Below are 12,773 nucleotides of genomic sequence, written 5' to 3'. Positions count from 1 at the left end.
AATAGCCAATAGGCTGACCTCCTTCCGGCCCCGTCAACCAAGAGTCACAATCATTTCCGTCAGCATTCAAGCCTTCACTTCCCGACGGCACGCATGCTACCAATATGGGTAGTTCGGGCCCGCCTGGCGGGGCCCACCGGCATTTAACGGGGTGATGTGATGGCCGTTGTTGGGTGGCGTTGGTAATTGCATGGCGGAATGAAGGTCTACGCCGGCCCGCCGGCCGCCGCCCGGCAGTACCTGGAGGCCGACCGGGGCCGGGCGGATGACTACTACCTGGCCGAGGGGAGCGGCCTGGCCCGCCGTTTCGCGGGCCTCGGCGGGCGAGTGGAGGAGCGGGCGGCGCTGACCGGCGAGACCTACGAGACCTGGGTGGCCGGCCGGGATCCTGACACCAGTGAGCCGCGCGGGCGGCTGCGGACCGATGAGCGGGCGGTGCGGTTCGTCGAGGTGGTGGTCAACGGCCCGAAATCCTGGTCGCTGGCGGCGGCGGTGCACCCGGACATCGCCGCCGCCTACGACGCGGCCCAAGATCATGCTGCCACCGAGATCATCGGCTGGCTCACTGGGCATGCGACCACCCGGGTGGGCCCGCGGGGCGGGCAGGTGCAGGTACCCGTCGAGGTGCTGGAGGCGGTGACAGTGCGACACTACACCTCCCGCGCCGGAGATCCGCACCGGCATATGCACCTGCACCTGCACCTGCACCTGCACCTGCACCTGCACCTGCACCTGCAGATCAACGCGCGAGTCTTCGCGGCCGGGCAATGGCGCGGCCTGCACACCGTCGGCGTCCGCGACTTCCTCGCTGCCGTCAACGGGATCGGCCACGCCGCGGTCGCCTGCGATCCGCAGTTCCAGGCCGCGCTGGCCGCCCACGGCTACACCGTTGATGCAACTGGAGAAATACTGGAGCTCGCCGAGTACATCGGTCCGTTCAGCGCGCGGGCGGCGCAGATCGGCCGCAATCGGGACCGCTACGAACGCGACTGGATGACGGCGCACCCCGGCGAACACCCGGGCCCGGCGCGGCGGTGGGCGTGGGATACCCGGGCGTGGGCCGACGGCCGCCCGGACAAGGTCACCCCCCGCTCGAGCGCCGACCTGATCGCGCGGTGGCGGGGCGAACTGGCCGCGCTCGGCTACCGTGACCCGGAGCAGCCGGTCGCCCTGCGGCCTACTTCGGTCGGCGCGCTGGACCGCGACCGCACCGTGGAGCAGATCCTCATCCGGCTGGCCGCGGGCCGCTCGGCGTGGAACGCCGCCGACCTCCGCGTCGAGGCCGAACGGCTCATCGCCGGCGCGGGCATGGTGGTCGAGGCCGGGGTCCGCGCCGAGCTGGCCGAGGACCTCACCGCCCGCGCCCTGACCCGCTGCGTGCCGCTGCTGGAGCACGCTGCCCTGCCCGAGCACGTCCGGGCGTGGACCTCGCCGGCGGTGGTCGAGGTCGAGGCCGACCTGGCCGCCCGGCTCGCCGCCCGCGGCACCCATCGCGGGTCTGACGCCGACCTCCGGCCGGACCTGGCGGCCGGCCGGGACCAGCTGGATGCCGGGCAGGCCGCCACCGCGGCGGCGCTCGCCGGCGACCGGCCGCTGGTCGTGGTGGAGGGCGCGGCGGGCGCCGGCAAGACCACCACCCTCGCCGCCACCCGGAAGCTGATGGCCGACCGGGGACGCCGGCTGATGGTGGTCACCCCGACGCTGAAGGCGGCCAAGGTCGCCTCCGGAGAGGTCGGCGTGGCCACCGGCTCGGCGGCCTGGCTGGCCTTCCAGCACGGCTGGCGCTGGACCGGCGACGGCGCCTGGACTCGGCTCACCGTCGGGCAGGCCGACCCCGTCACCGGCACCGTCTACGCCGGGACGGGCGACGGAGCACGGCTGCGGCCGGGGGATCTTCTGGTGGTGGACGAGGCGGGCATGCTCGACCAGGACACGGCCCGCGGCTTGTTGACCGTGGCCGACGAATGCCAGGTCCGGGTCGCCCTGCTCGGCGACCGCCACCAGCTGCCCGCGGTCGGCCGCGGCGGCGTCCTCGACCTCGCCCTCCGCGCAGCCGACCCGGCCGCCTGCCTGACCCTGGATGCGGTGCACCGGTTCGTCCGCACCGACGATGCCGGTCGGACGGTGCCGGACACCGACTACGCCGAGCTGACCCTGGCCATGCGCCGCGACGACGACCCGAAGGCGGTGTTCGACGCGCTGCACCTCGAGGCCAGATCTGCCTGCACGCCGATCCTGTCGCCCGGCAGGAGTCGCTGGCCCTGCTTGCCTCGGCCGCGGATGCCGACGGGGGGCGGTGGCCGTGGTGGTGGACACCCGCGAGCAGGCCGCCGCGCTCAACGCCGCCATTCGGGCCCGGCGGGTGGCCGACGGCCGCGTCGACGACACGAGCGTTGTCGCGACCAAGGCGGGACAGCGGATCGGCGCCGGGGACCAGATCGCCACCCGCCGCAACGACCGGGACCTGGGCGTGGCCAACCGCGACACCTGGACCGTCACCGCGGCGCACGTAGTCATCGGCGAGCACACCGGCGCCGCGGCCGCCTACGTCGGCATGACCCGCGGGCGCACCGCCAACACCGCCCACCTCGTCGCTCCTGATCTCGCCGAGGCCCGCAGGCAGTGGATGGCGGTGTTCGCCCGCCACCGCGCCGACCTCGGCCCCGCCCACGCCGCCGAGCTCGCCGCCGAGCTCGCCGCCGACGAGGCCGCCCGCTACGCCCCACCCCGACCGCTCGTCCAGATACTCACCGAGCTGCACGCGGCATGGACGGCCGAGCAGCGCTGCCGGGACCGGCTCGCCTACCAGGAGCCGATCCGCGAGGCGCTGCGGGAGCTCATCGTGCTCCAGCCAGACTGGGCCCACCGGCTGGCCGCCCTCACCGGCACCTACCGGCGGGCCGCCCTCGCCGCAGAACAGGCGCAGCAGCGAGCTGAGACCAGCGGGGCGAGGGTCGCCGCCGAGGCAGACCGGCTCCGCGACACGCTGCTCCGCCGCTGGGACAAGGAACGCGGCGCCGCCCACGCGGCGGCGCGAGTCGTACTCGACGGGCCCGGCCGGCTCGGACTCCGGCGGGCCGCCGTCGCGCGAGCGGGCGAGCAGATGGTCGACTGGGCCAACCGGTGGCGCCCGCACGTGCCGGCGCTGCCGACTGAGCCCGGGCAGCTCGCCCGGGTCGCCGGCTGGTTCGACGATCGACCCGCACTGTCGGCGGCGCTGAACGCCTCCGCGCGCCGCGCCGCCGAACACGCCCACCCCGAGCACGCCGCGCTGCGCGCCGCCGCCGACACCACCCAGCATGCCCGCGAGCACGCCCGGCTGGGGATGCGGGCCACGTCCCGGCAGGGGTTGGACTTCATGGCATCGTGGCGGCAGGCCAGGCCACACATGCCGCTGATGACGGACTTGGTCATCTTCGCCAGCGCCGCGCCGTGCGATGCCCGCACGGCCGCCAGGTGACGATCGAGCAGACCGACGCTGATCTCACGCACCCGCACGTTGCCTGGCGCCGAGAGGACCTGGCGATCGAGCCGATCGCGGTATGCCTGCATGGTCGACGGACTTCTGCCCTCGAGTTCGCTGAACCACTTCTCCGCGAGCACGGCCATCTTGGTGTCGGGCGTGATCGCGTGGTCCCTCCCCGATCGCCCCCGGTCTCGCAGCCCGGGCGAGGGCGCGCTCAGCCGCGCCCTTGGTCTTGGCCTGCCGCTGGACCAGGCGCGTGACTCCGTCCCAGTCCCGGTAGCGGCACACGGCGCGGTATCCGGCCGGGGTCCGGGTAGATCCGGACGCGCCCGTGGGTGCCGAGTTCCAGATGCGGGTCTTGCCACGAGGCCCCCGCTCGGAGTCACGGTCGCGCCGGAGAGCGACGTTCGGGGGCCACAGCATACGGACGTCGGCCATCGGTTAGTCACCGTTTACTCATCAGAAACGCCCGGCATCCACCGACGATCTTCGACCTTGGCCATCAATCGATGCATGCCTTGACCTGCCCGTTTACAACACTTCTCCACAAGATCCAGGAGTGATCAACTCACGCGACTTCTAATCAGCGGGTTCGGGGTTCGAGTCCCTGATGGCGCACCACGCACGATCCTGACCAGCGGCGACACCCGAGCGGTGTCGCCGCTGTCCTGTGTAGGGACCCTCGAGCCCCCCGTGCTCTCCACTTGCGTACGCGGACGGCCGTGGCCGAGCAGGACAGCTGCCGAGGAGCGGCACCAGGGGGGCCACCGTCCGCGCCGAGCGGGTGCTGACCGGCAGAACCATCACGCACCCACGGTTCACCCGGCCCGAAGGCCGTGTGAACGTCAATCTGCTCGCCGCCCGCGGACATACCCGACTGTCACAGCCAGTTCCCACGCCGTGGGGCCGGAGCGGCCCTGATGGATGACCAGGCGTGCCCCGTGCCGGCGGTCGCGGCCAGGCGCCGCGCCACCCGATGGAGCCCAGCACCCACCGGGAAGACTCCGCCGCCGCTGTTCCGCGGAGATCAGGTCCCGGGATACCGGGTGCGGGCTTCGGCGAGAACCCGGATGGCGACATCGCGCCCGTCCTGGCCTTCGTCGGTCGTCGTCGTGCCGTCGTCGAGCTGCTTGTAGACGTCGAAGAACTGCCCGATCTCCTGAACGACATGGCGGGGAAGGTCAGGGAGGTCGTGGACGTCTTCGTAGGCGGGGTCACCGACAGGGACGCACAGCAGCTTCGCCTCGCGTCCGGTGCGGGTACCGATCCACGACACCCCGACGACTCGGGCCACCACCCAGATGCCGGGATAGGTCGGCTCGTCGAGAAGAACCAGGGCGTCCAGCGGCTCCCCGTCCTCCCCTACCGTCCCCGGGACGAATCCGTAGTCGGCAGGAAAGGTCACTGCGCCCACGATGCGCCGGTCGAGCCGCATGACGCCGCGTTCCTCATCGAACTCGTACTTGTTGCGGCTGCCGCGAGGACTCTCGATGACCACGTCCACCTGATCCGACTCGATCACCCTCGAGCCCTACCCACAGACCTCCCTGCTCGCCCCAGCGACTTCGGGGGCGCCTCGCTCCTGGGTTGTCGGCACCCCGCTCGGACGTCCACGTCATCGCCTCCCGGTCGGGCCGGTCAGCGGTGTCAGGAGATTTTCCGCGCGGGCAGGATCCGTCCGCGGGCCTCGCCGAAGCCGAGCCTGGTGCCACCCGGCCCGGGGGCCGATGCGGAGAGGGTCACCTCGTCGCCGTCCTCGAGGAAGGTGCGCTGCTCGCCGCCGACGGACACCGGGTCGGCACCGCCCCAGGTGAGCTCGATGAACGCGCCCCGGGTGTCCTTGTCCGGACCCGAGATCGTGCCCGAGGCGAAGACGTCCCCGGTGCGCGACGGGGCGCCGTTCACGGTCAAATGCGCCAGCATCTGGGCCGGCGACCAGTACATCTCCCGGTAGGGCGGGCGGCTGACCTCGTGACCGTTCCACTGCACCGACAGGTCGACGTCCAGCCCCCACGGACGCTCCATCGCGAGGTAGGGCAGGGGCTCCGGGTCCTGGACGGGGGTGGGCACCTTGGCCGGCTCCAGCGCCAGCAGCGGCACGACCCACGGCGAGATGGTGGACGCGAAGGACTTCCCGAGGTTGGGGCCCAGGGGCACGTACTCCCAGGCCTGGATGTCGCGGGCAGACCAGTCGTTGAACAGCACGACCCCGAAGATGTGCCGTTCGGCCTCCTCGACCGGCACGGTCTCCCCCATCGCCGACCCGGTGCCGACGACGAAGCCGAGCTCCGCCTCGATGTCCAGCCGCACCGAGGGCCCGAACACCGGGGCCGGGTCGTCCTTGCCCTTGCGCTGGCCGCACGGCCGCACGATGTCGGTGCCCGAGACGACGATCGAGGCCGCACGCCCGTGGTAGCCGACCGGCAGGTGCTTCCAGTTGGGCATCAGCGGATCGGGGTTGTCCGGCCGGAAGAGCCGGCCGAGGTTGGCCGCGTGGTGCTCGGACGCGTAGAAGTCGACGTAGTCGGCCACCTCGACCGGAAGGTGCAGCGTGACGTCGGCGAGGTCGTGCAGCGCCTCGTCCGGGAGGTCGCCGGTCACGCGCTCGGCGATCTCCCGTCGGACGGCGACCCACCGGTCGTACCCCTGGGCCATGAAGCCGTTCAGCGACGGGGCGGCGAACACGTCGTCAGCCAGCAGGACGGCGAGATCGATCACGGTGTCGCCGAGGCGGGTGGCGACCCGGGGTGGCGAGCCCGCGACGGAGTAGACGCCGTAGGGCAGGTTGTGCACCCCGAACAGCGAGTCGTCCGGGACGGTCACGGTGGTCATCGAGGGTCTCCGTTCGTGGGGTCGGCGCTGTCCAGCAGGCCGAGGGCGACGAGCTCGTCCCGCGGCTCGGCGATGCTGCAGGTCCCGAAGGAGCGGAACTGCTCGCGCACACGGGGCGCCCGCCCAGCCGCGGCGCGGATCCGTCCGGTCACGACGTCGGGGTCCCGTTCGGCCAGCAGCTGCTCGACGTCGTCCACGTCGGCTCCGGACAGGGCGGCGTCCACCGCGGTCAGCACGTTGAGGAAGCCGTGCTGCTCGAAGCCGGTCCGCGGGTCGGTGTTGCGGAGGGCGTGGTGCAGGCCGGCCGTCGCCTTGAACGGCAGGCCCGCCCGCGCGGTGGCGACGACGGCCCGGGCCAGCTCCTCCTCACCGGGGTACAGCTCCGCGCGGACCCCGCCGGTGCGCAGCTTCGCGAGCAGACCCGTGCCGGCGAGCGCGCGGACCAGGTCGGGGCGGCGCTCGTCCCGCGGCAGCTCGACGAACACGGTGACCCCGCGGCGTCCGTCGACGGCCGCGTCGAGGACCGGCACGACCTCGCCGACGGCGAGGCCGGCGGGGACGGCGACCTCCAGCCCCACGACCCGGACGGCGGCGATCCCCTCGGCGACCGACAGCGCCGCGGCCGCAGACGCGGGGTCGGCCACCGTGAGCGCGACATCGAGGCTCCCGCCGGGCCGGCCGGCCACCAGCCCGGCCAGCTGCGGAAGCCGATCGGCGTCGAGGACGAACGCGCCCACGAGACCGGCGTGGCCGGCAGCGCGGTGCTCCCGGTGGGCCGGGACGGCCCGGTCCAGCGGCAGGTTGCCGGGCGGGAAGATCGCCGCGTCGTCGCAGAGACCGCGGAGCAGCGGGGGGACGTCGAGAGCGGTCCCGGCGGTCACCGCGGCTGCTCCGCGCGCTCGAGGCGGCGGCCGGACCAGCTGTAGGCGTACCGGCCGTCGTCCGTGGCCCGCGCGGCCTCACCCAGCTCGAGCGGCCGGAAGGTGTCGACCATGACGGCGAGCTCGTCGAAGAACTCCGCACCGATCGAGCGCTCCACCGCGCCCGGCTGCGGCCCGTGCGGATGGCCGCCCGGGTGCAGGCTGATCGAACCCTGGCCGATGCCCGAGCCCTTGCGGGCCTCGTAGTCGCCGCCGCAGTAGAACATCACCTCGTCGGAGTCGACGTTGGAGTGGTAGTAGGGCACCGGGATCGCCAGCGGGTGGTAGTCGACCTTGCGCGGCACGAAGTTGCAGATGACGAAGTTCTGCGCCTCGAACACCTGGTGCGCCGGCGGCGGCTGGTGCACGCGGCCGGTGATCGGCTCGTAGTCGGCGATGTTGAAGACGTACGGGTAGAGGCAGCCGTCCCAGCCGACGACGTCGAACGGGTGCTGGGGGTAGGTGTGCACCGTTCCGGCGATGCCGCCCGGCCCGGGTCCGCGGTGCTTGATGTAGACGTCGACGTCCTCGCCGTCGACGACGCGCGGCTCCCCCGGCCCACGCAGGTCCCGCTCGCAGTAGGGGGCGTGCTCGAGGAACTGGCCGTACTTGGACAGGAAGCGCTTGGGCGGCCCGATGTGCGAGTTGGCCTCGATCGCGTAGATCCGCACCGGCCCGCCGGAGGGCAGCACGCGGTAGGTGGTGGCCCGCGGGACGATCACGTAGTCGCCCTCGCCGACCGAAAGGTCCCCGAACAGCGTCTCGACGTCCGCCCGGCCGGACTCGACGTAGAGGCACTCGTCACCGATCGCGTTGCGGTACAGCGGACTGGGCGCGTCGGCGACCACGTAGGACAGCCGCACGTCGGCGTTGCCGAGCAGCAGCCGGCGCCCGGTGACCGCGTCCACCCCGGAGCTCTGACCGTCGAAGAGGTCGTGCGTGGAGAAGTGCCGCGGGGCCAGCGGATGGTTCGGTGTGAGCGTCAGGTCCGGGAGGTCCCAGACGCGCACGTCGACCACGGCCGACGGGATGCTGACGTGGTAGAGCAGGGAGGAGTCGGAGGAGAAGCCCTCCTCCCCCATCAGCTCCTCGTAGTACAGGCCGCCCTCGGGGGTGCGGTGCTGGGTGTGTCGCTTGGGCGGCACGGAGCCGGCCGACCGGTAGTGAGCCATCTGGGGTCTCCTTCTTCAGCGGGTGGTCGCGGCGGTCGAGACGGCGGCGAGGAACTCGGTGGTGCCGACCTGGTCGCCGAGCAGCAGGGCCAGTCGGGTGAGGAACCCCTCGCGGTCGTCCTCCGGCACGGTGTCGATGCCCTCCGAGAGCGCGAGCCAGGACGCCTCCCGCCGGGCCTGCTCGGGCGGCAGCACGGAGTGTCCCCGGCCGGTGTCGTCGGCGAGGGGGCCCCCGGCACCGCCGGCCAGCACGCGCGCCGGCAGGCCCGTCAGCTCCTCGGCCCGTCCGCGGGCCAGCAGCAGCCCGTCGGGGCGGACGACGAACACCTCGCCGGCCCGAGCCTCCCAGGCCCGGCTCAGGTCTCCGGACCGGTCGTCCACGACGGGGACGAACGGATGCCGATCGTCCGCGCCGCCGACCAGCGCCAGGGTCACCTGCTCCGCCGGGAGAGCCGCGGCCAGGTCCTGCCTCAGCCGGACGGCGAGCTCGACCGCGGCCACGTCCAGCCCCACGCCGAAGACGGCGAAGCCCGGCCCACGGATCTCGTTGAGGGAGGTCTGCTTGCCGTCCGCCAGACGGACCCGGTGGTCCTCCACCGGGTCGCCGGGCAGGATCCCGCCGGTGCCGGCCGGGGCGGCGACGGTCAAGGGTGAACGGCGGGCGTGGGTGGCGCTGCTCTGCCGCGGGTCGATGAGGTGGCTGAACTCGGGCCGGACGGTGGCCAGCGCGAGCAGGGCGTCGCGGGTGGTCCGGTGTCCGTGACTGCCCGGCGTCATGATCAGCGTCGACTTGCCGGCGCTGGCCACGTTCTGCTCCCAGGCGTGGTGCCGTTCGACCGCGTAGGCGTCCAGGAGTCCGGGGCCGGCCGCGCCGCCGATCACCGCCGCGAGCATCCACGCGAGGGTCTCGGCGTCCTCCATGCCGGAGTTGAGTCCGCGCACCCCGAAGATCGGGACCAGGTGAGCCGCGTCCCCCGCGAAGATCACGCGGTCGTGGACGAAGCTCTCCAGGGCCAGAGCGTGCGCCTTGTAGAAGCCGTACCACTCCAGCGACCAGGGACGGTCGTCGCCCAGCCAGGCCAAGTGGCCGGCGATGCGGGCCCGGATGCGGTCCTCCTGGGTCTCCGCCTCCGCGTCCTCGGAGGGATCGAGCTGGTAGTCGATGCGCCAGATGTCGCCCGGCTGGCGGTGCATGATCACCGTCGAGCCGGGGTTGCTGGGCGGATCGAACCAGACCCGCCGCTCGGTGGGCAGGTCGGACTCCCAGTGGATGTCGGCGATGACGTACCGGCCCTCGTAGCTCGTTCCCTGCAGTTTGACGCCGGTCAGTTCCCGCATCCGGCTGCGACCGCCGTCGGCCGCGACGACCCAGCGGGCCCGCAGGTGCCGGGCGCCCCCGGCGGTGTCGACCTCGAGGTCGACACCGTCGGCGTGGGTGGTGTACCGCGCGACGCTCGCACCCCAGTGCAGGGTGACGAGCGGGTGCGCGGTGAGCGCGTCGGCCATGATCTGCTCGAGCTCGGACTGCGAGACGTTCACCATCGGCGCCCGGACGGCGTGCGGCTCGTTCGGCATGAGGAACCGCAGCACCTCCGTGTCGCGGTAGAAGCTGCGACCGCCGGCCCAGGGCAGCGCCCGCCGCGAGAGCTCCTCGCCGAAGCCGAGCCGGTCGGCCACCTCGAGGCTGTGCCGGGAGACGCAGATGGCCCGGCTGCCGAAGGAGACCTGGGTGGCCGCCTCCAGCACGGTCACCGCGATGCCGCGCTGCGCCAGTCCGAGCGCCACGGCCATGCCGACCGGGCCGGCGCCCGCCACGACGACGGGCAGTGGCGCGTCCGACTCGGTCATCGACGGCACGTCCGCGGGCGCGTAGGTCCGGGGCACGTAGTAGGTCGCGGTCGTCATGTCAGCGCACCGCCCCGGGGACCACGGCCGGCGCGACCGGCGCGGCCTCGACGGGCGCCACGGTGGCGGCCGGCGCGGGGATATCCGCGTCGTGCGGTCGGCGCAGCAGTACGAAGGTGCAGGTCAGGCTGACCAGGCTCACCGCCACGAAGTAGGCCGAGATGGCGACCGTGGTGCCGTACTGCGCGTACAGCCACGTCGCCATGAAGGGGGCGATGCCGCCGCCGAGGATGGCGCCGACCTGGTAGCCCAGCGAGGCGCCGGTGTAGCGGATGTGGGCCGGGAAGATCTCCGCGAACAGCGCCGACTGCGGGCCGACGGTGGACCCGAGGACGAAGGCCAGGACCAGCATCGCGACGAGCATGACCGGGAGCGAGGCGGTGTCGATGAGGGTGAAGAACACCGCGGAGACCACCAGCAGCGCCACGGCGGACGTGACGTAGACCCGGCGCCGGCCGACGAGGTCGGACAGGTAGGCCGACAGCGCCATGCCGACCATCCAGACAGGACAGGAGGCGATGAGCAGCGTCAGCATCGTGCCGCGGCTGAAGCCGAGCTCCGTGGTGCCGTAGCTCAGGACGTAGACCATGAAGACGTAGGCGATGCCGTTGGTCGCGATGAACGTGCCGCCGGCCAGCAGGACGGTCCGCCAGCTGGTCGTGAGCACCTCGAGGATCGGGATGCGCGCGATGCGCCCCTCGCGCGCCACGGCCCGGAACGCGGGGCTCTCCAGGACGCCGAGGCGGATCCACAGGGCGACGCCGATGAGCACGAAGCTCAGCAGGAACGGGACGCGCCAGCCCCACGCCAGGAACTGCTGCTCGGTCATGAGCTGGGTGCAGACCAGGAAGACGACGTTGGCGAGGACGACTCCGGCGGGAACACCCATCTGCGGAGCAGATCCGTAGAGGCCGGCCTTGCCCTTCGGGGCGTGCTCGGTGGCCATGAGGACCGCGCCGCCCCACTCGCCCCCGACACCGATGCCCTGCAGGAAGCGAAGTGCGACCAGCAGGATCGGCGCCCACGCCCCGATGGCGTCGTAGGTGGGGAGCAGGCCGATGCCGACGGTCGCCGCGCCCATGATGGACAGGGAGACGACGAGCATCGACTTGCGGCCGATCCGGTCCCCGAAGTGGCCCATGATCGCGCTGCCGAAGGGCCGTGCGATGAAGCCGACGGCGAGCGTGGCGAAGGCGGCGAGCGTGGCGGCGAGGTCGGAGGTGGCCGGGAAGAACTGCGGTCCCAGTACCAGCGCGGCCGCGGTGCCGTAGATGAAGAAGTCGTACCACTCGATCGCCGTGCCGACGAAGCTGCTGGCGACCGCTCGCCGCGCGCCCGTCTCGGCCGGCGCTCGCTCCTGCGTTGTCGGATGAGTCATGCGAATGACCTCGCACTCTGTGGGGGGACGGCCCCTGTGGCCGCCGTTACAGAGTGGCCGCGGTCACCTCGTCGGAAAAGCAGAGCTTTCCGGTCTGGTTCCCCGGTTCTGTCGAGGTAGACCGAGTGAGCCGTTCCGCGCCATGCGCACGGCATGGGTGATGAACGTCCTGGATGCCCTGCTCAGGAGGGAGTCGGGGTGCCAGACCACGGCGACGGCGACCGGGGCCAGCACCGGCGAGGAGATGTCCTTGACGACCACGGGCCGGCCCTCGTAGGTGACGTTGGCGCTGGGGCGCTGCAGCAGCAGGGTCCAGCCGAACCCGCGACCCACGAAGGATCGGGCTGTCTCGTAGGTGCGGGCCCGGTAGATCACCCGGGGCGTGAAGCCTGCCTGGGCGCAGCAGGAGTACGCGTGGGCCGAGCTCGGCGGGGCGTCGAGCAGGACCATCGGATCGTCCCTGAGGTGCGCCAGGTCGACCGGGCCCTCGCTCCCTGCCAGCCGGTGGTCACCGGGCAGGACCACGCGCGGCGGCAGATGCGCCAGGGCCGCCGACTGTCTGGTGGGATCCAGGTCCAGGTCGTACATGATCGCCAGGTCGAGTTCGCCGGTCTCGAGACCCTTGCCGAGCTGGTCCTGGGTGTTCTCGTGCACCTCGAGGCGCGCATCGGGATGGGTCTGCGTGAAGTCACTGATCAGGGCGGGCAGCGCCGTGGGCGCCAGGGACGGGTAGCAGCCGATCCGGACCACCCCGGACACCCCCCGCTCCTCTCCGCGGGCATCGGCCTCCAGCTCGGAGGCCTGGTGCAGGAGGAACTTCGCCCGCGGGAGGACCGCCTCTCCGGTCGGGGTGAGGCTGACCCCCTTGGCCTTGCGCCGTCGCAGCAGCTCGCTCTGCAGGGATCGCTCGAGCTCGGTGACGGCTGCCGACAGGGCCGACGGCGACACGTGCAGCCTCTCGGCGGCGGCGCTGATCGTTCCGGCCTCGGCAACAGCGATGAAGGCAGCCAGCTGGTTCATCGTGAAGGCAGGGGCGCCCTCGGCCTTGGACACCCCAGTGACGCTACTGCCCTGATCACGACCGCCGACGCGGAAGTCGG

Annotated in this window: 7 protein-coding genes and 1 pseudogene; 1 reads left to right on the top strand and 7 read right to left on the bottom strand. The window is 72.4% G+C overall.

What is annotated here, in order from left to right; all coding sequences use genetic code 11:
• Window positions 1-198: 198 nt before the first annotated feature.
• Window positions 199-3,346: pseudogene (mobF, locus tag CHB94_RS13700) on the top strand (MobF family relaxase); the annotation flags it as partial.
• Between the two features lie 1,147 nt (window positions 3,347-4,493).
• Here mobF and CHB94_RS13695 read toward each other — a convergent pair.
• The 7 genes from CHB94_RS13695 to CHB94_RS13665 form a co-directional block, all read right to left on the bottom strand.
• A complete protein-coding gene (locus CHB94_RS13695) occupies window positions 4,494-4,988 on the bottom strand; it encodes an inorganic diphosphatase (RefSeq protein ID WP_089337125.1) in 495 nt (164 codons plus the stop codon).
• Between the two features lie 125 nt (window positions 4,989-5,113).
• Entirely contained in the window at window positions 5,114-6,298 is a 1,185-nt protein-coding gene (gene fahA / locus CHB94_RS13690) for a fumarylacetoacetase (protein WP_089337124.1), read from the bottom strand.
• Complete coding sequence (locus CHB94_RS13685) at window positions 6,295-7,179, bottom strand: hypothetical protein (RefSeq protein WP_089337123.1); 885 nt, start codon at window positions 7,177-7,179, stop codon at window positions 6,295-6,297. Before CHB94_RS13685 ends, fahA begins: the two co-directional genes overlap by 4 nt.
• Window positions 7,176-8,390: a homogentisate 1,2-dioxygenase gene (locus CHB94_RS13680; RefSeq protein WP_089337122.1), complete on the bottom strand. Its 1,215-nt coding sequence runs from the start codon at window positions 8,388-8,390 to the stop codon at window positions 7,176-7,178. Before CHB94_RS13680 ends, CHB94_RS13685 begins: the two co-directional genes overlap by 4 nt.
• Before the next feature lie 15 nt (window positions 8,391-8,405).
• Window positions 8,406-10,295 carry an FAD-dependent monooxygenase gene (locus CHB94_RS13675; RefSeq protein WP_089337121.1) on the bottom strand — a complete coding sequence of 630 codons (1,890 nt, stop codon included), beginning with the start codon at window positions 10,293-10,295 and terminating at the stop codon, window positions 8,406-8,408.
• A 1-nt stretch (window position 10,296) separates the two neighbouring features.
• The gene (locus tag CHB94_RS13670; RefSeq protein ID WP_089337120.1) at window positions 10,297-11,673 is read right to left on the bottom strand and encodes an MFS transporter; all 1,377 of its coding nucleotides are present in this window, start codon (window positions 11,671-11,673) and stop codon (window positions 10,297-10,299) included.
• Window positions 11,674-11,736: 63 nt separating this feature from the next.
• A complete protein-coding gene (locus CHB94_RS13665; RefSeq protein WP_089337119.1) occupies window positions 11,737-12,726 on the bottom strand; it encodes a LysR family transcriptional regulator in 990 nt (329 codons plus the stop codon).
• Between the last annotated feature and the right edge of the window lie 47 nt (window positions 12,727-12,773).

The sequence above is a fragment of the Blastococcus mobilis genome (assembly GCF_900188025.1).
GTDB classification, from domain to species: Bacteria; Actinomycetota; Actinomycetes; order Mycobacteriales; family Geodermatophilaceae; genus Blastococcus_B; species Blastococcus_B mobilis.
This window is presented reverse-complemented; position numbering and strand designations above follow the sequence as displayed.